Origin of the sequence: Paraburkholderia susongensis, from assembly GCF_900177725.1 — a bacterium.
Lineage (GTDB): Bacteria > Pseudomonadota > Gammaproteobacteria > Burkholderiales > Burkholderiaceae > Paraburkholderia > Paraburkholderia susongensis.
In genome coordinates this window covers 114970-133854 of the sequence record NZ_FXAT01000011.1, presented here as the reverse complement: position 1 = coordinate 133854, position 18885 = coordinate 114970, and the positions used below count along the sequence as shown (strand labels likewise).

17 protein-coding genes are annotated in these 18885 nt (G+C 63.0%); 8 read left to right on the top strand and 9 right to left on the bottom strand.

Features of this window, described 5'->3' with window-relative positions:
* Positions 1-4: 4 nt before the first annotated feature.
* Positions 5-1222, bottom strand: coding sequence for a pyridoxal-phosphate-dependent aminotransferase family protein (locus tag B9Z01_RS26625; RefSeq protein WP_085488541.1), 1218 nt, complete (start codon positions 1220-1222; stop codon positions 5-7).
* Positions 1223-1384: 162 nt separating this feature from the next.
* Here B9Z01_RS26625 and B9Z01_RS26620 point away from each other — a divergent pair, with 162 nt between their 5' ends.
* The 3 genes from B9Z01_RS26620 to B9Z01_RS26610 all read left to right on the top strand — a co-directional run bounded on the left by B9Z01_RS26620 (position 1385) and on the right by B9Z01_RS26610 (position 4865).
* Positions 1385-2113 (top strand): GntR family transcriptional regulator, encoded by a 729-nt coding sequence (locus tag B9Z01_RS26620; protein WP_085488540.1) that lies wholly within the window; start codon positions 1385-1387, stop codon positions 2111-2113.
* 716 nt (positions 2114-2829) lie between these two features.
* On the top strand, positions 2830-3588 hold the full coding sequence (locus B9Z01_RS26615) for an SDR family oxidoreductase (protein WP_085488539.1): 759 nt from the start codon (positions 2830-2832) through the stop codon (positions 3586-3588).
* Positions 3589-4481: 893 nt separating this feature from the next.
* Positions 4482-4865 (top strand): BON domain-containing protein, encoded by a 384-nt coding sequence (locus tag B9Z01_RS26610; RefSeq protein WP_085488538.1) that lies wholly within the window; start codon positions 4482-4484, stop codon positions 4863-4865.
* A gap of 311 nt (positions 4866-5176) precedes the next feature.
* Here B9Z01_RS26610 and B9Z01_RS26605 read toward each other — a convergent pair whose 3' ends face one another.
* A complete protein-coding gene (locus tag B9Z01_RS26605; protein ID WP_085488537.1) occupies positions 5177-6679 on the bottom strand; it encodes a class I adenylate-forming enzyme family protein in 1503 nt (500 codons plus the stop codon).
* 79 nt (positions 6680-6758) lie between these two features.
* Entirely contained in the window at positions 6759-8405 is a 1647-nt protein-coding gene (locus B9Z01_RS26600; protein ID WP_085488602.1) for an acyl-CoA dehydrogenase family protein, read from the bottom strand.
* 138 nt (positions 8406-8543) lie between these two features.
* Here B9Z01_RS26600 and B9Z01_RS26595 point away from each other — a divergent pair, with 138 nt between their 5' ends.
* A complete protein-coding gene (locus B9Z01_RS26595; protein WP_085488536.1) occupies positions 8544-9203 on the top strand; it encodes a TetR/AcrR family transcriptional regulator in 660 nt (219 codons plus the stop codon).
* A gap of 42 nt (positions 9204-9245) precedes the next feature.
* On the opposite strand, the gene B9Z01_RS26590 is transcribed toward B9Z01_RS26595, so the two are convergent.
* The gene (locus B9Z01_RS26590) at positions 9246-10166 is read right to left on the bottom strand and encodes a LysR family transcriptional regulator (protein WP_167387572.1); all 921 of its coding nucleotides are present in this window, start codon (positions 10164-10166) and stop codon (positions 9246-9248) included.
* Positions 10167-10378: 212 nt separating this feature from the next.
* Between B9Z01_RS26590 and B9Z01_RS26585 the strand changes: the two genes are divergently transcribed.
* Together B9Z01_RS26585 and B9Z01_RS26580 are read left to right on the top strand one after the other, a co-directional pair.
* Entirely contained in the window at positions 10379-11476 is a 1098-nt protein-coding gene (locus tag B9Z01_RS26585) for a M14 family metallopeptidase (protein ID WP_085488534.1), read from the top strand.
* 60 nt (positions 11477-11536) lie between these two features.
* Positions 11537-12850, top strand: coding sequence for an MFS transporter (locus B9Z01_RS26580; RefSeq protein ID WP_085488533.1), 1314 nt, complete (start codon positions 11537-11539; stop codon positions 12848-12850).
* 133 nt (positions 12851-12983) lie between these two features.
* Here the strand turns inward: B9Z01_RS26580 and B9Z01_RS26575 are convergent, their stop codons facing one another.
* The 3 genes from B9Z01_RS26575 to B9Z01_RS26565 form a co-directional block, all read right to left on the bottom strand.
* Entirely contained in the window at positions 12984-13502 is a 519-nt protein-coding gene (locus tag B9Z01_RS26575; protein ID WP_085488532.1) for a hypothetical protein, read from the bottom strand.
* A 231-nt stretch (positions 13503-13733) separates the two neighbouring features.
* On the bottom strand, positions 13734-14213 hold the full coding sequence (locus B9Z01_RS26570) for a nuclear transport factor 2 family protein (protein WP_085488531.1): 480 nt from the start codon (positions 14211-14213) through the stop codon (positions 13734-13736).
* Positions 14214-14226: 13 nt separating this feature from the next.
* Complete coding sequence (locus B9Z01_RS26565) at positions 14227-14934, bottom strand: TetR/AcrR family transcriptional regulator (RefSeq protein ID WP_085488530.1); 708 nt, start codon at positions 14932-14934, stop codon at positions 14227-14229.
* Positions 14935-15052: 118 nt separating this feature from the next.
* On the opposite strand from B9Z01_RS26565, the gene B9Z01_RS26560 reads away from it, so the two are divergent.
* On the top strand, positions 15053-15703 hold the full coding sequence (locus B9Z01_RS26560; protein WP_085488529.1) for a YceI family protein: 651 nt from the start codon (positions 15053-15055) through the stop codon (positions 15701-15703).
* A 48-nt stretch (positions 15704-15751) separates the two neighbouring features.
* Here the strand turns inward: B9Z01_RS26560 and tdh are convergent, their stop codons facing one another.
* On the bottom strand, positions 15752-16783 hold the full coding sequence (gene tdh / locus B9Z01_RS26555; protein WP_085488601.1) for an L-threonine 3-dehydrogenase: 1032 nt from the start codon (positions 16781-16783) through the stop codon (positions 15752-15754).
* 28 nt (positions 16784-16811) lie between these two features.
* Entirely contained in the window at positions 16812-18017 is a 1206-nt protein-coding gene (locus B9Z01_RS26550; protein WP_085488528.1) for a glycine C-acetyltransferase, read from the bottom strand.
* Between the two features lie 162 nt (positions 18018-18179).
* Between B9Z01_RS26550 and B9Z01_RS26545 the strand changes: the two genes are divergently transcribed.
* Entirely contained in the window at positions 18180-18830 is a 651-nt protein-coding gene (locus B9Z01_RS26545) for a helix-turn-helix domain-containing protein (RefSeq protein WP_085488527.1), read from the top strand.
* Positions 18831-18885 lie beyond the last annotated feature (55 nt).

The following is an 18885-nucleotide window of genomic DNA, read 5'->3' as shown; positions in this document are numbered from 1 at the left end:
TCGCTCAGGCCGCTTTCGACCCCAGCGTTTTCGGCGCTTCGCTCAACCACTCCATGGCAGCCGGCATGCCGCTTTCCCTGAGCGGCACACCCGCAAGCCGCAGACCCATCTCGCAACCGGCGAGCGTTGCGAGCAATGTCAGGTCGTTGCAATCGCCGAGATGGCCGATGCGGAACATGCGACCCTTCACCTTGCCGAGGCCCGTGCCGAGCGACATGTCGAAACGTTCGTAGATGAGCTTGCGTACTGCATCGGCATCGACGCCCTCGGGCGTCATCACGCCGGTCAGCACCGGGCTATACACGGAGGGATCGGCGCACTGGATTTCGAGGCCCCACGCGCGCACCGCGCGGCGCGTCGCTTCGGCAAGACGCTCGTGACGCGCGAATACTTTGTCGAGCCCTTCGCCGAGAATCATGTCGAGCGCTTCGGAGAGTCCGTACAGCAGGTTCGTGTTCGGCGTGTACGGCCAGTAACCGCTCTTGTTCATCTCGACGATTTCCGTCCAGTCCCAGAAGCTGCGCGGCAGCTTTGCGTGCTGGTTCGCGGCCATCGCTTTCGGCGAAATCGCGTTGAAGCTGATGCCCGGCGGCAGCATCAAACCTTTCTGCGAGCCCGATACGCTCACGTCGACGCCCCATTCGTCGTGACGGTAATCGGCGCACGCGAGGCCCGAGATCGTGTCGACGAGCAGCAGCGCCGGATGACCTGCGGCGTCGATCGCGCGGCGCACCGCGGCGATGTCGGAGGTGACGCCCGTGGACGTTTCGTTGTGCACGACGCAGACCGCCTTGATCGCGTGCTGCGTGTCGGCGCGCAGACGCTCCTCGATCATCTGCGGCTGCACGCCGCGCCGCCAGCCCTCGATGCCTGGCAGCCCCAGGAATTCGGGCTTGAGCCCGAGCTTTTCCGCCATCTTTTTCCACAGCGTCGCGAAGTGGCCGGTCTCGAACATCAGCACCGCGTCGCCGGGACTCAGCGTATTGGACAGCGCCGCTTCCCACGCGCCCGTGCCGGACGCCGGATAAATCACCACCGGCTGCTGCGTTTTGAAGATCTGCTTGATGCCGGCGAGCACCTTGAGGCCGAGTTCGCCGAACTCGGGGCCGCGATGATCGATGGTCGGATAGCTGATCGCGCGGAGGATCCGGTCGGGCACCGGACTCGGCCCTGGAATCTGCAGGAAGTGACGGCCAGCGAGGTGGAAATCCAGCTTGAGCATCGGGCTTCTCCGATTGAATTTTGCATTCAAAAAACTATATCAGACGAACTGCGACGTTCCAAAGGACAATTAAGCGTTCTGGCGCCTGGGTTTACCCGGTTTATTAACTAATTTTCGCTCTTCCGATAGAATCCCATTTAACGTTGAACCAAGGGTTTTTGTATGCAAAATTCGGATTTCGATGCAGGAGTCGCCGCTGCCCCGCTGATGCCGAAGGTCGAGCGGCAGCGGCTGCACGACACGGTGGTGGAGCACATCCGCCGCTTTATCGTCGAGGGGGTGCTGGAGCCCGGCAAGAAACTGAACGAGCGCGAGCTGTGCGAAACGCTCGGCATTTCGCGCACGCCGTTGCGCGAGGCGCTCAAGGTGCTGGCCGCCGAAGGGCTGATCGAGATTTCGCCGAACCGCGGCGCGTCGGTGTCGAAGATGTCGGAGGCGGAAGTGCGCGAGACCTTCGAGCTGATGAGCGGCCTCGAAGCGTTTTCCGGCGAACTCGCGGCCGAGCGGATCACCGCCGCCGAACTGGCCGAGATCAAGGCGCTCCATTACGCGATGCTCGCGTGCCGCGCGCAGAACGATCTGCCCGGCTACTACAGCCGCAACCAGGCGATCCACGACAAGATCAACGAGGCGGCGAGAAATTCAGCGCTGCGGCAGACGTATATATCGATCAACCGGCGCCTGCAGGCGCTGCGGTTCCGCTCGAACTATCAGACGCCGAAGTGGGACAGCGCGATTCACGATCACGATGAGATGCTGAAGGCGCTCGAGGCGCGCGATGGCAAGAAGCTCAGCGCGATTCTCAGGCAGCATCTGCTCGATAAGCGCGATGCGGTTTTGCAGGTGCAGTCGCAGGCGGAAGCCGTGGCGGCTTCTGCGTTGAAGGCCTGAGGCGTCGAAAGTGTTGCGGGTTCCACTGCTTCGGTGTGCAGACGCCTGGCAGTACGGTGGCAGCACGCAACACACTGCACATCGCCCGCGCGCAGACGCCGGAACTTGTCCACCTAAAATGTTGGCAAGGCTGTGGACAACCTTCTCATAGGCAATCCAAGTCATTGAAGCAGCGGCAATATCCGCTTGCGGTTCAAGCGTAGGCAGCCTGTGGCGCCGCGTGGCCGGTCATGCTGAAAAACTGGGTGGCAAGGGCAGCGCACGAGGTACTACGCGTTCAATCTCCAGTTCTCCACACAATTTGTTGGCAAGCTTGTGGACAACCGTCTCATAGTCCGCCCAAGTGCTTGATGCAGCAGCACTATCCGTTTGCGGTTCACGCGTAGGCAGCCTCTGGCGCTGCGTGGCCGCTCGCGCTGCCGGGCCGCTTTGCCAGGCCGGTTTGCCAGGCCGGTTTGCCAGGGACGCCGTACGACGCGCGGCATCCTCGACATGCAGTTGTCCACATAATTTGGGCACAAGCTTGTGGACAACCTGCGCATAGGCCTGCCAAGTGATTGATGCAGCAGACCTATCTCTCCCAGGTTCAGCGACAGGCAGCGGCGCAGCATGTCATCCGATGCGGCAACCCGCGCCCGCCCGCGCCGCTCCTGCGCGCATCGAATCGGCCGTGAGAAAATGACGGGCTCTGCAAGCCAACGATCACAAGGAACGACATGACCTCCTCTTCTCCGATTCGCGCGATCGTCACCGGCCACGCGCGCGGCCTCGGCGCAGCACTTGCCGAACAACTGCTCGCGCGCAACGTCGCAGTGCTGGGTCTGTCCCGCTCGCGGCACGCCACGCTGAAAACGCGCTTTTCCGCACAGCTCGAAGAAATCGAACTGCAACTGGCCGACCCCGCGCGCGTTGCGCAATGGATTGCCACCGACGCGCTGCGCAACTTCGTGAGCGGCGCGCAAACGGTGCTGCTCATCAACAACGCGGGGATGGTACAGCCGATCGGGCCCATCGAAGGACAGGACGCGGCGGACATCGCAAAGGCAGTGAGTCTCAACGTAGCCACGCCGCTCATGCTCGCCAGCGCGCTCTCCGCTGCGGCCGTCGATGCGAACGACCGGCGCATCGTCCATATCTCGAGCGGCGCGGCGCGCAATGCGTACCCTGGCTGGAGCATCTACTGCGCGACGAAGGCCGCGCTCGATCATCATGCGCGCGCCGTTGCGCTCGACGCGAACCGCGCGCTGCGCATCTGCAGTCTTGCGCCGGGCGTGATCGATACGGACATGCAGGCGGAAATTCGCGGCAGTGGCGAAGAACAGTTTCCGATGCGCGCGCGTTTCGAAGAGCTCAAACGCAACGGCCAACTGTCGACGCCCGAACAATGCGCGGCCCAGTTGATCGACTACGCGCTCAGCGACGCATTCGGTCAAACGCCGGCCGCGGATATTCGCGAGATCGCGAAGCCGGCGTAACGGACGATTTCGACGCCCCCCGAAAAACCTCACCTTTCGCACGCAGCGATGGCGGATCGACGCAAATTGCCGTCATTGCTGCTCCCGAAAACCCTCACCTTTCGGGCTTTAAGCGGGATAAAAGCCTGTTTGGGCGAGTTCGCCGCGCATGACACATGCCGCTCCCGAAAATCCTCACCTTGAGACAAAAGCAGGCAGTCCGCATGCAGCGATGCTGGCCGTGCGTGCGGCATATAGACTGGACATTCAACGGGTTACGTTAAGCAATCGGCGCGGCAAATGCCTTTTTCCGCAACTGGATGACTCATTTGCAAGGAACGTGCGGCCGATTCGGCATCGCGCGGCTCCCGAATATCCTCACCTTTGAGCAAACACGGCGGGATGCGCGCGTTGCCATAATCGTCTTGCCGATGGGTTTATTCGTGTATTTGACGGATTAAGGTGCTTGCAAAGAGCCTTCCGCGAACAACTCCCGAAAACTCTCACCTTTCTCGCATAGAACGGCTTGCCCTGCGCGACGCCCAGCATTTCGCGTGGCTGTGGCAAGCGTTCGGCATGCACTTCGCCGCAGCGGTTTTTTGACAACCGACCGACTCCCGGATTCCCTCACCTTTCATCCTGAAGTGCGCAGACAGGTGCGCATATTCTCACCTCGCCGGCTCCCGAACCTTCTCACCGAACAACCGTGGAACGCGGATCAATCAGTTGACGAGGCAAGAGGCGCCACCGCACGACGCCGCCGCGAATGACGCATTCGTGCAATCGCCGCGGCATATAATCAGGTCCGACGGTCGAACACTCGTCTGGAGGCGGCATCGCGTTTCGCCGCCTCTTCTCCACTGGCACTATGCGGCTCGAACAGCAGTTCCTGACAAACCGGCAAAGGAGGAAGAATGAAAACAAATGGTGCGAGCAGAATACTCAGTGCGATGTTTGCGGTGACCCTTGCGACTTGCGCGACCTATGCGAACGCGCAGACGCCGGGCGGCCCGCCGGGCGATATGTCCGCGCAAAGCCAGCCGATCGCTGCGTCCGCGCAGCAAAACCGATCAGATAGCCAGTTGGTCCGTGACGTCCGCCGTGCCTTCACGCGCACAACGGGGCTGAATTCTTCCGGCATTCACGTCGAGGCACGCCGCGGCGTCGTGACGCTGACCGGCTGGGTGCCGCAGCGTTCGCAGGTCCAGCGGGCCGGCAATGCCGCGCGCTCGGTCCGTGGCGTCAGGGCGGTGTCGAACCGGTTGACCGTGCGAACGAGGCGCGGCGCAGGTCATTGAGTCGTGCGAAGCGACATCGGCCGGACGGGATCGGTGTCGCTTCCTGCAATCCCACCGCGGTCACTTCCGCGGTCACTTCCGCGGTCACTTCAACAGATAGCGCAGCGTGACGCACAGCGCACTTTTCTTTGCTCTGCTTAATAAACAGATTGACCTCCGCCGCGGCGCTCCGGCGCATTAGGCCTCCTTCTGAAGTAGTGCGAACGGTGAGGATTTGCGGGAGCTGGGTTGCGTCAGATCGCCGACATGAGCGATTGCCACGCGGCCCCCTTGCAAACCAGACTAACCTGGCCTTCCGGCGATGCCGTTCCTCACAACGCTGCACGCAACGTATGCTTCATCAGCTTGCCCGTTGCAGTGCGCGGCAGTGTTTCGCACCACACGTATTCGCGAGGAATCTTGTATTTGGCGAGGCGGCTCGCAAGAAAAGCACTGAGCTCCGCGGCATCGGGCTGCGTACCCGGCGCCGGCACCAGCATCGCCACCACCGTCTCGCCCCAGTCGGCATGCGGGCGGCCGATCACGGCCGCATCCTTGATCGCCGGATGAGCGAGTAACGCATCCTCCACTTCCTTCGAATAAACGTTCTCGCCGCCCGTGACGATCATGTCCTTGTTCCGGTCGACGATGAAAAGGAAGCCGTCTGCGTCCTTGCGCGCGAGGTCGCCGGTGCGATACCAGCCGTCGCTGAACGCTTCCCGCGTCGCGTGTTCGTCGTCGAGATAGCCCTGCATCGCGGACTCGGCTCTGAGCCAGATCTCGCCCACTTCGCCGGCCCGCGCTTCGCGCCCATCGTCGCGCACCACGCGCAGATCGACGCCTGGCGCGGCAACCCGTCCGATCGAGCCGGCCTTCGTCACCTGCTCCTCGGGATAAAGCACGGTGCCGGACGGCCCCGTCTCCGTCATGCCGAAGACCTGATAGAAACGCTCGCTCCGATAAGCGGACGTCAACCGCCGCGCGGTGTCGGCACCGATCGGCCCGCCGCCATAGATCCAGGCTCTGACCGAGCCGAGATCGAACGCGGCGACATCGAGGTCCATCTGCAGCGGCAACAGATACGACACCGGCGCGCCGAAATACAACGTGACCCGTTCGTCCTGAACGATCTGCAAAAACGCGCGCGGATGGTATTCGCGCAGAAAGATCAGCGTGCCGCCGACGTAGAGCGTGCCGGCCATCCAGTTGTTGAGCGGCGACGAATGCCAGAGCGGCATCGCGATCAGCGTGCGTTCGTCGCGCGTCATCGAGAGCGCCTGCGCGGTGGTGAGCGCGCCGATGCATACGTTGCGATGGCTGAGCAGGCAGCCCTTGGGCCGGCCCGTTGTGCCCGACGTGTAGAGAATTTCAGCGATGACGTCGTCTTCGGGTGGCGCGCCGTCGAATGCGTCGGCGTGGGCAAGCAGCGTATCGAACGACGCGTGGCCCGGCGCTTCGCTGTCGGTGCTCAACATCGCGACCGAAACCGACAACCGTTGCACGACCGGCGCAAGCACGCCGTCGAAGATGCACAGCTTCGCCTTCGCATGCGCAAGAATGAAGTCGACCTCCGGCGCCTGCAGCTTGTGATTGACCGGCACCACCACCGCGCCGAGGCGCCACACACCCAGCATCGCGATCATGAAGCCAGGCGTGTTGAAGCACATGACCGCGACGCTGTCGCCCGCCTTCACGCCTTGCTGCGCGATCACGATGGCGGCCCGGCGCGACAGGTCGTCCATTTGCGCGTACGTATGGCTGGTTCCCGCGTAGCGGAGCATCGGCTTGTCCGGGTACTTGCGGACGTTGCTGTCAAACAGGGAAACGATGTTCATGGAGCGTTTTATGTTCCTTGCTGAATGTCGCGGCAACCACCGCGGTGGCCCCAAAATGTAGTCACAACGATTCCCTGTGTCAGACGGGCCACGCCCGCTCGATAATCTTCGCCTGTTGCTCATGCTCGGGAAGCGTGCCGAAAACACGGCCCCATTGCGCGTCGAAACGGCTCGCAATGAATGCGTCCGCAACGTAGGCGGGCGCATACTCGCGCAGCAGCCGCGCCTGCACGAGCAGAATCAGGCGCTGCGCTTCGCGGCGCGCGAGCGCTTCGAGCATGGTGTTCTCCGCACCGGGTACGCCGGCCAGCGCCTCGATGTGCGGGCGCAATCGCGCATCGTCGTTGCAGACGGGCCGGATATCGTCGATCAAGGCGGCCAGTGCCTGCGGATCACGGCTGATTGCGCGCAGCATGTCCAGCGCCATCACGTTGCCCGATCCTTCCCAGATCGAGATCACCGGCGCCTCGCGATACAGCCGGCCCATCGGGCTTTCGTCCATATAGCCGTTGCCGCCGAACACTTCCATCGCTTCCGCCGACAGTTCGATGCTGCGCTTGGCCACCCAGAATTTCGCGGCGGGCGTGACGATGCGTTTATACGCATGCTGCAACGGATCGTCGTCCGCCAGTGCGAACGCCTGCGTGAGACGCATCATCAGTTGAGTCGCGGCTTCGCTTTCCAGTGCCATGTCGGCCAGCACGTTGCGCATCAACGGTTGTTCCGCGAGGCGTTTGCCGAACGCGTGACGCTCGCGCGCATAGTGAATCGCCTGCACCACTGCCTGACGGATCGTGCCCGCGCTGCCCATCACGCAATTCAGCCGCGTATAGGACGCCATTTCGATGATGGTCGGAATGCCGCGCCCTTCCTCGCCGACCATGCGCCCCCACGCGCCGAGGAATTCCACTTCGCTGCTCGAATTCGAACGATTGCCGACCTTGTCCTTCAGACGCTGGATATGCACCGCATTCTTGCTGCCGTCCGGCCGGTAACGCGGCACGAAGAAGCACGACAGTCCGTTCCCGGTGCGTGCGGTCACGAGATGCGCATCGCACATCGGCGCGGACATGAACCACTTATGACCGACGATCTCGTAGTCGGCGCCTCGCCCCTCGCCATGAATCGGCGTGGCGTGCGTGCGGTTTGCGCGCACGTCGGAGCCGCCCTGCTTCTCGGTCATGCCCATGCCGATCAGCATCGACGTTTTCTGCTCGAACGGAAGATCGCGCGCATCGTAATGGCGTGAATAGAGCTTCGGCATCAGTTGCTCGAACAACGCGGGCTCCTGGCGCAGCACGGGGATGCTCGCGAAGGTCATCGACGTGGGGCACTGGGAACCGGCCTCGATCTGGCCGTGCATGGAAAACCCCGCCGCATACGCGGCCCATGCGCCGGGCCGCGTATCGGAGAACGGCTGCGAGACGAGATTCTGCTCGCGCAGCATCGTCATCAGCCCATGCCACGCGGGGTGAAATTCGACGCGATCGATGCGGTTTCCCTGGCGGTCGAATGTATGAAGTTCGGGTTTGAAGTGATTCGCGTCTTCGGCCATGCGCAGCGTTTGCGCACTGCCGAGCCGCGCGCCGTAGTCCGCCAGTTCGGATTCGTGCGCCTGCGCGCCGGCGCGTTGCACGGCTTCCCGCAGCGCGAGGTCCGTTGTGTAGAGGTTATAATCGGCCAACTCCGGCACGACGTTCGTTACCTCATGGGTGTTCCAGTTCATGAGCGTCTCCTTTTCGAAGCATCCCGACCAGTTCACGGTCAACCCGCCATCGGCGGACATTTCCGCTCACCGTTCGAGCTTTTTTCCGGTCATCCAGTATAGGGACGACCCTCTGCGCGCGTGTTCGGATTCACAGACATGAAGGAAGCGCTCCCCATCAAAGCCACCCGCCGCAGGCCCGCGCAGTCGCGCGCGCTCGTCACTGCGGAGGCGATTCAGCAGGCCTTTGTTCAGCTTCTGGTCGAGCACGGCTACGACAAGGTGTCGATCCGGCAAGTGACGACGGCCGCGGGCGTCGGTATCGGCAGCTTCTACGAATATTTCGCCAGCAAGGAAGCGCTCGCGGCGGTATGCGTTCATCTGCGCATCAAGCGGATCGCGGCCGAAATGAGCGAATGCATTCCAGCGACGCGCGCCGAAGCGCTGCCCGCGCGAGTCGATGCCTTGCTCAACGCGCAGATTCGCGCGCCGCTCGCCGAACCCGAACAGTGGTCGACGCTCTTTCTGCTCGAACGCCGTGTTTCCGGCATCGATGCATACCGCAAGCTCTATGCGGAGTTCGTGCAGTTGTGGGCGGGCATGCTGGCATCGGCATCCGACTGGCCCGCCGATGCGCCGACAGAAGATGCCGCGTTCGCCGTGCATGCGATGATCTACGGTCTCGTCTCGCAAGCGCTGATGACGCGCACGGCACCTCACGATACGGCCGCGCTGCGTCGTCTGCTGCATACCGCCGTGCACGGTTATCTTTCGGTCATGGCGCCGCGCGCGTATCGGCTTTATCGCTTCGGGTCCTGACGGCTACGCGCAGACGTTGGCACCCTCTCGCACACTAACGTCTTAACGTCTGCCGCGCTCGTGAGCGAGCCGTTTCGCCACGTCTTCAAAGCAGCAGAGAAAGCGCTGCGCCGCGGAAGTCAAAGGACGATCGCGGCGAACCACCGTCGATACGGTCGTGTCCGGAAACGCCTCCGCCACGTGCAGCGCCGTGATCTTGTGATGCGCCATTTCGAGCCGGAAAGTAGGTTCTGTGACGATCCCGATCAGATCGGTCGTTTTCAGCAGCATGATGGTCGGGAAAAGCGACTGGCATCGCAGGATTCGCTGAGGCACGGGCAAACCCTGCTGCCCGAAGTAGCGCGCAAACGCCTTGTCGACGTCATCGCCCGGCTCGCACGGCAATAGCCACTCCGATTCCAGCAGCCGCTTCAACGTTCGCACACGCGCAAGCGGATGCCCCTGCCGCGAGACGGCGAAAAGCGGAATCGACAGGATACTTTTCTGCTCGACGAAATCCGGCCACTGCGTGCCGGGCACGCAGTTCACGACCGCGAAGTCGGTCTCGCCGTCGTGAAGCGCGTTGAGCGCGGCCGGCAACGGCGACTCGCGAAACACCACCGATGTATTCGGCATGCTCCCGCGAAACGCCGCAAATGCCTGCGGCGCGAGCGCGCCCGCGACCACCGACGACACCGTTATCGAAACCTGCCCCCCGCGGCTGTCGCGCATCGCGATCAGTTCATCCTGCGTGCGCCGCATGTCGCTCACGAGCAGGCGAGCGCGCCGCTGAAAGAGCGCACCGTATTCGGTGAGCTTGACCCCGTTGACCGAGCGCGTGACGAGCGGCACGCCGAGCAGCTTCTCCAGTTCCCGCATCGTCACGGTGATGGCCGGCGGCGAAAGTTTGAGCGCGCGTGCCGCGCCATGAAGACTGCCTTGTTCCACGACGCTCAAAAACACCTGCAACTGGTGAAGTTTCATGAGTCTCCTCGGTAGTAAAAGAATTTTAATGAGTTTTATTTTTTCTGGCTTGTGCACGCCGGTTGCTGCGGCCATGATCCGCCGAGGCCGTAGGGCAACGCAGTAGGCCGGATCGCACAGCAGCGCGCCGCGAGGAAGAAGCTCAGCGCGAACCGCTCGTCCAACACGACGTCGCGCAATTTCGTTGGTCTAATAATCCCAGAGATCCAGACATGGTAGTCGAGAGTTTTTTTTCGCAGACATACGCCGAGGCGCGCGACAGGTTCATCGAGGCGGCAGAAAAACGCGCGATGAACGTGCAGCGTGCCGACCATCCCGACAAGCTGGGCCCCAACGGCGAGACGCTCTCCATCGACGTCGCGCTGTACTCGCCCGAGCATGCGAAGTCGGTCCTCATGGTGACGTCGGGCACACATGGTGTCGAAGGATTTTGCGGGTCCGGTTGCCAGACCGCGCTGCTGAACGACGGCATGCTGTTCGACGAACTGCTCGACGGGAAAATCGCGCTGCTTCTCGTGCATGCGGTCAATCCGTATGGATTCGCGCATTTGCGTCGCGTGAACGAGGACAACGTCGACCTGAATCGCAATGCGACGGACTTCCGCGTGGCGGCCGCCGCCAATCCGTTGTACAAGGCGCTCGATCCGCTGCTGCTGCCCGCCACCTGGCCGCCCGGCGAGACGGACGACGCCGCGTTGCTCCAGTACATCCACACGCACGGCGAGCGAGCGCTGCGCGACGTTACGTCGAAAGGACAGTACGAGGTGACGGACGGTATGTTCTACGGCGGCAATACGTCGTGCTGGAGCACGCAGCAGTTGCGCGCGAGCCTCGCGACGCACGTGTCCCGGTACGAACGCATGGTGTGGATCGACATTCATACCGGGCTCGGTCCTTATGGTCATGGCGAAAAGATCTTCATGAGCAGGGATGCCGCCGAATTGCAGCGCGCGCGTGACTGGTGGGGCAGCGACGTAAAGCCGATCTTCGAACCCGGCTCCGTGTCGACCGATGCGCAGGGACCGCTGCTGAACCTCGTGTACGAGGAATGTCCGTCGGTTGAAAAGACCACGCTCGGCCTCGAATTCGGCACGCTCGAGCGCTTTAGCGTACTAAGCGCGTTGCGCGCCGAGCACTGGCTCCATCGTCATCCCGAGGCACCGGCCGAACAGGCGGCGCAGATCAGGCGCGATCTCAAGGACGCCTTCTACTGCGACGCCGCCGCGTGGAAAGGCATGGTGTATGCGCAAACGCGCGTAGCCGCGCTGCAGGCAATCATCGGTCTTGCGCGGACAAACGCGCGGAGCTGAGAGTAAGCCGGTCACCACATCGCCCGGCACGCGTCACAACTTCTAAATACGAGACCACGAATGGACGCATTCAATCAGATGGCCCGCGCCGATGCATCGGCCGGCATGCTGGAGCGGCGCGTGCAGCGCCGCACGATCTTCGCGGCCGCGCTCGGCAACGGCCTCGAGTTCTTCGACTTCACGGTCTACAGCTTCTTCGCGGCGCTGATCGGCAAGCTGTACTTTCCTGCCAGCACCCAACTTGCCGCGTTGATGCTGTCGCTCGCAACCTTCGGCGTCGGCTTTATCGTGCGGCCGCTCGGCAGCATCCTGATCGGCGCCTACGCGGATCGCGCGGGGCGCAAGCCCGCGCTGACGCTAACGGTGATGCTGATGGCACTCGGCACGGGAGCGATCGGCCTCGCGCCAACGTACGCGAGCATCGGTCTCGCCGCGCCGGCGATCATCGTGTGCGGACGCTTGTTGCAGGGCTTTTCCGCGGGCGGCGAGGTCGGCACCGCGACCACCTTCCTCATGGAAAGCGGCAAGCGCAACCAGGGCGCGCTCGTGAGCTGGCAGATGGCGAGCCAGGGCGGCGCCGTGCTGGTGGGCGCACTCGTGGCGATGACGCTGGTGAAGACGCTTTCGCCGGCCGCGCTCGAAGCATGGGGGTGGCGCGTGCCGTTCGTGCTCGGCCTCACGATCGGTCCGATCGGCCTCTATCTGCGTACCTTCCTCGAAGACACTCTCCCTCATGCGGCGCGCCGTCAGCGCACCGCAGGCCGCATGCCGGCGCGCTGGCTGCGCCAGATCGCGGGCGGCACGATGATCGTGATCGGCGGCACGGGAACGCTGTACACGATGGTCTATTTCCTGCCGTCGTATCTGACGATGACGCTCGGCACACCCGCGTCCGCTTCGCTTGCCGCCGCGTGTGTGGCCGGTCTCGTGGTGCTTGCCGGTTCGCCTTTCGCCGGGCGCCTGACTGACCGGCTGCGCAGCGGCAAGACGCTCATCTACGTCAGTTCGATCGGCACCTGCGTACTCCTGCTTCCCGCATTCCACGCGATTCGCGCCTTTCCGTCGATCTATCTGATCACCGGCGTCGTCGCATTGCTGGTCGCACTGATGACGCTCTCCAGCCCCGCCGCGTTCGTTCTGATTCTTCGGGCGTTCAGCCCCGACGTGCGTGCAACATCGCTCGGGATAATCTACGCGATGGGCGTGACGCTCTTCGGCGGCTTCGCGCAACTCATCGTGCTCGAGTTGTGGCATTGGTCGGGCAGCTTCTACGCGCCGGCATGGTACGTGATGGGTTGCAGCGCGATCAGCGTGATCGGTGTCTTCATTTTCAACGAACATGATGAAGAAGACAGCCGGCCTCAGCGCGATTGAATTCGATGCAGCAAGAGGCTCGGGTTGCGAATGGTGAGGATTTCCAGGAGTCAGGTGAACTTGCCGCCAAAGGTGAGCTCTTCCAGGATGGTGAGGGCTTCCAGGAAGTGACAACTCCCGAAAACCCTCACCTTCAAAACTTGAACTTCACCTGAAACCCGATCGTAAACGGCAGATTATCCGAAGGGATCGGTGGTATCACAATGAAATTCGCGCCGATGCGCTTGTAGTCGACCATCACGATCGGCGCGACCACCGGCCCGATCGTGTGATTGCGGCCGAGCCCCCAGTTGCCGTAGTTATAGCCCGAGATAATCCCGCCGATCGCCGCGATCCGCACGAAGCCCCAGTGCGCGAACTCGGGCGCCCAGACGCCGCCGCCATAGTAGGACGGCCGGCGCAGCGAATTGCGAAAGCCGCCTGCGGTGAGCGCCCACTGGTTATTCAGCCAACATTCGACGCCGAGGCCGGGATTGAACTGTTCGAAATGGGTGTCGGGATCAGGGTTGATGTGATACGAGCCGAGCATCGCGTCGACCCATACGCCCCCCTCGCACCAGTTGCCCGCATGAGCGGCAGAGGCCGCCGCCAGACTCGTCAGGAGCGCCATCGCCGTGCGCCGGATATTCTTGTTCATCTGCCGAAAGTGCATGTTTTCTCCGCCACCGGTCGAGCGCCGGTGTCATTGATGTTCTGGCGGCCTGCTTGCCGTCCGTCGCGCACTGTACCTCAACCCGCGCGTGCGATGTCGAGGACACGCTCGGCCGACCGGGCACGACACGTGCCCCGCAGCCAAAGCCGCAACGATAACGGAGAACCGATGGCAAAGCGGTGAATCCGCAGCGCGCGGCGAGCACCGCCGGCGCCGAATGCCGGAATGCCGCTACAGACCGAGATCCGACAGGCCCGGATGATCGTCGGGACGGCGGCCGAGCGGCCAGCGATACAGGCGGTCGGCCTCGCGGATCGGCAGATCGTTGATGCTCGCATGACGATGCGCCATCAGGCCATGCTCGTTGAACGCCCAATTCTCATTGCCGTACGAGCGAAACCAGTTGTTCGAATCGTCGTGCCATTCATAAGCGAAGCGCACCGCGATGCGATTTTCGGTGAACGCCCACAGTTCCTTGATGAGGCGATAGTCGAGCTCCTTCGCCCACTTGCGGCGCAGGAAGCCGACGATTTCCGCGCGTCCATGAACGAACTCGGCACGGTTGCGCCAGACGCTGTCCGTTGTATACGCCAGCGAGACGCGCTCGGGCTCGCGGGTATTCCATGCATCTTCCGCGGCGCGCACTTTCTGGATTGCGGTTTCGCGCGTGAACGGCGGCAGCGGGGGACGGGTTTCGATCGTGTCGGCCATGATGGTTCCTCAGTCAGGTAGCGGTGCGCCGGGATGGCGGCCGTCTGGTTTCGCCAGTGGTTGTGGAAACGCGCGCGGGCTTCGCTGCGGATTTCGCTACGGATTTCACCGCGGCATCGAGCAAGGTCTTCGCCATCATTTGCGCATCGAGCGCGGCGTCGGCCTCGCCGCTCACGAGCGCGACCGCGATCGCGCCGTCGAGCAAAACGAGCCATTGCCGCGCGAGGCGTGCCACGTGGCGCGCACCCCGCGCACCCAGATCCGATTCCGCCGCGAACGCCTCACACTCGGTCCGCACGAAATCGAGCAGACGTGCCTTGTGTTTGCGCGCGACGATCCGGATCGGATCGTCGGCGGACGCGATCTCACCAGCCGCGTTCAGAAACGCGCAGCCGTGAAAATCCGCCGACGCAAACCACTCGCGCAACACGTCGAACATGCCGAGCAGACGTTTGCGCGCGGTCTTGCCGCGCCGTTGCGTGCCGGCGATGAACCAGTTCATCCAGCGTTCGTCGCGCCGTTCGAGCGCGGCCGCAACGAGTGCATCTTTCGATTCGAAATGCGTATAGAAGCTTTTGCGCGCAGTGCCGGACTGCCGCACGATCGCATCCACGCCGGTTGCGTGGATGCCGCCCGCGTAGATCAGTGCTTCGGCGGCGTCGAGCAGGCGCTCGCGCGCGTCGCCTGGCGGCGTTGGGCCGGTGAGGGTTTCGCGTGTCATGACCGAAAGGTAGAACGATCATTCTCCTTCGTCAAATCCTTTTTGTTTTTGCGAGCTTTCAGCGGGATGAGTACGCTTGCTGCTATCGTGACGAAGATCGCTCAACTGGACGACTTCGATGCATCCATCTTCTGTTCGCAGCGCATGCATGCGCGCGCTGCTCGGCGCAACGCTGCTCACCGTGATCGCCTGCACGCCGGTGCAGGTCCTCACGCACTCGGTCAGTCAGAACGAAGCGCGCGTGCCGCCTGGCCGCTATGACATCGATCCGGATCATACGAGCATCACGTTCGACATCGATCACTTCAAATACTCGCGTTTCACGATGCGATTCGATCGCAAGCGGGGGCAGCTCGACTGGAATGATGGCGGCCTCGAACGAAGCACGGCAACGGTCACGATCGATGCCGCGAGCATCGATACGAATGTGCCGCTGCTCGACAAGATGGTGAAGAGCGACAGCATGCTCGACATGTCGCGCTATCCGGAGATCGGTTTCGCGAGCACGCGCTTCGAGCGCACGGGCGAATCGCGCGGCACGCTGACCGGCGATCTGACGATACGCGGCGTCACACAACCGGTGACGCTCGACGTCACGTTCAACGGCTTCGCCCCCGATCCGCTGACTAAGAAAGACACGCTAGGCTTTTCCGCGGACGGCCACTTCAGCCGCGCGAAGTTCGGTCTGTCGACGTGGTATCCGGCCGTCGGCGACGACATTCACGTGCGTATTCAGGCCGAATTCGTGAAAACGCCCGCAGGCGCGTGAGCGCAATACGGGCGTCGCAAGGTCGAACGGTGTGCTGCGGATGCAGGCTCAGGCGGCGGTCCAGTCGAGAATCACCTTGCCGCTCTCGCCGGAGAGCATGGTCGCGAAGGCCTGCTGATAATCGTCGACCTTGAAATGATGCGTGAGGATCGGCGACAGATCGAGGCCGCTTTGCAGCATCGCGACCATCTTGTACCAGGTCTCGAACATCTCGCGCCCATAAATGCCCTTGATTTCAAGGCCTTTGAAGATCACCTGCGTCCAGTCGATTGCGGTCTGCGCGGGCGGAATACCGAGCAGCGCGATCTTGCCGCCGTGGTTCATCGCTTCGAGCATGCTCGTGAATGCGCTCGGCACACCGGACATTTCAAGTCCGACGTCGAAGCCCTCGGTCATGTGCAAATCGTTCATCACGTCGCGCAGCGATTCGCGCGACACGTTCACCGCGCGCGTCGCGCCCATCTTGCGCGCAAGTTCGAGGCGATAGTCGTTGACGTCGGTAATCACGACATTGCGCGCGCCGACGTGCTTCGCAATCGCGACCGCCATGATGCCGATCGGTCCCGCGCCGGTAATCAGCACGTCTTCGCCGACGAGGTTGAACGACAGCGCCGTGTGCGTCGCGTTGCCGAACGGATCGAAGATCGCGGCGAGATCGTCGGAAATTTCGGGCGGAATCTTGAATGCGTTGAAGGCCGGAATCACGAGATATTCGGCGAACGCGCCCTCGCGGTTCACGCCGACGCCGACCGTATTGCGGCACAAATGCCGGCGTCCCGCGCGACAGTTGCGGCAGAAGCCGCACGTAATGTGCCCCTCGCCCGACACGCGATCGCCGATCGCAAAGCCGCGCACTTCCTCACCCATTTCGACGATTTCGCCGACATATTCATGGCCGACGTGCATCGGCACAGGAATCGTCTTTTGCGCCCAGTCGTCCCACTTCCAGATATGAATGTCGGTGCCGCAAATCGCGGTGCGCGTGATGCGGATCATCACGTCGTTATGGCCGACTTCCGGCTTCTTCACGTCCGTGAGCGTAAGGCCCGGTGCGCGTTCGAGTTTTGCCAATGCTTTCATTTGCGTCTCCGTTCCAGTCACGCCGCTGTCATGCCGAAATGACGCCGAGCTCGCGGCCGACGCGCGCGAACGCATCGACGGCGCGGTCGATCTGCGCGGGTGTATGCGCGGCGCTCATCTGCGTGCGGATGCGCGCGCGGCCGCGCGGCACGACCGGGAACGAAAAGCCGATCACGTAGACGCCTTCCTTCAGCAGCGCATCGGCCATTTTCCCCGCGAGCTGCGCGTCGCCGAGCATGACTGGAATGATCGGATGCTCGCCCGGCACGAGCGTAAAGCCGAGTGCGCTCATCCTGCTTCTGAAATGCGCGCCGTTTTCGCGGACCCGCGCGCGCAGGTGGGCGCCTTCGTCGCTCGCGAGCAGTTCGAGCACCTTCAGCGACGCCGCGGCGATGCTCGGCGTGAGCGTGTTCGAAAACAGATAGGGACGCGAACGCTGCCGCAGCAGTTCGACGATTTCCTTGCGCGCGGCGACGTAGCCGCCCGAGGCGCCGCCGAGCGCCTTGCCGAGCGTGCCGGTGATGATGTCGACGCACGACAGCACCCCGCAATGCTCGGGCGTGCCGCGCCCATGTTCGCCGACGAAGCCGACCGCATGCGAGTCGTCGACCATCACGAGCGCACCGTATTGGTCCGCGAGATCGCAGATGCCGGCGAGGTTCGCGATGATGCCGTCCATCGAGAACACGCCGTCGGTCGCGATCAGCTTGAAGCGTGCGCCGGCGGCGTCGGCTTCCTTGAGGCGCGCTTCGAGATCGGTGAGGTCGTTGTTCCTGTAGCGGAAACGCTTTGCCTTCGAAAGCCGCACACCGTCGATGATGCTCGCGTGATTCAGTTCGTCGCTGATGATCGCGTCGTTTTCGTCGAGCAGCGTTTCGAAGAGACCGCCGTTCGCGTCGAAGCAACTCGAATAGAGGATGCAGTCGTCGGTTTGCAGAAACGCGGCGAGCGCCTCTTCCAGTTCCTTGTGCACGGTTTGCGTGCCGCAGATGAAGCGCACCGACGCCATGCCGAAGCCGTCCTTGTCGAGACCCTGCTTCGCGGCTTCGATGAGCCGCGCGTCGCCGGCGAGGCCGAGATAGTTGTTGGCGCAGAAATTCAGCACGTCCGTGCCGTCGGCGAGACGCACGTTGGCCGACTGCGGGCTCGCGATCACGCGCTCGCTCTTGTAGAAACCATCGGCGCGGATCTGCCCGAGGGTGCCGCGCAGATGGGCAAGGTATTGGTCACGCATGAACGGAGCTCCTGAGAGGTGAGGCCGGTCGCCTGAGCATCAGCATATTCCCTATGGATGGCATGTGCAGCGGCGGGACGGCCTGTTATAGTCGGTTGTCAGCTTTACCGGATATTTTCGTTTTTTCGAACTAAAATCCGGTATATCGAACAACTCTAAACGATGGGTCAGGAAATGGCAAGTTCGGGTACACGTCGCGCCGCGGCCGGTGCAACGCTCAAGGCAGCGCCCGCCTCAGGCACGGCGGCGGCGCCGGCCAGTGCGGCGCCGCCGCGCGTCGGCGAGCAGATTCAGCGGTTGCGGGCCGAACGGCGCATGACGCTCGACGATCTGTCGCGCGCGGCGGGCGTGTCGAAATCGATGCTCTCGGAGATCGAGCGCGACAAGGCCAATCCGACGATTGCGGTCGCGTGGCGGCTCACCAATGCGCTCGGTGTCAGCCTCGATTCGCTGTTTGCGCCGCCGAAGGCGCCGGAGGCGATCGCGGTCTCGGGCGCGCACGACATTCCCACGCTGAGCGGCCACGACGCGAAATATCAGTTGCGGGTGTGGGGGCCGATCGAGCTGGCCGGCAAGTTCGAGTGGTACGAACTGACGCTGCAACCGGGCGGAGCACTCGTCTCGAATGCGCACGAGCCCGGCACACGCGAGCATCTGACCGTGCTGAACGGATCGATTGAAGTCGAGGCAGCAGGCGCGACGAAACGGCTCAGAGCGGCGGACACCGCGCGCTACGTCGCGGATGAACCGCATGCAATCCGCAATGCAGGCAAGGGCGAGGCGAAGGCGTTGCTGGTCGTGATTCACGGCTGAGCGCCGGATACGCGGCCGATGACGGGCGGCTCGCGCAATAGACCGTTCGGCCGAG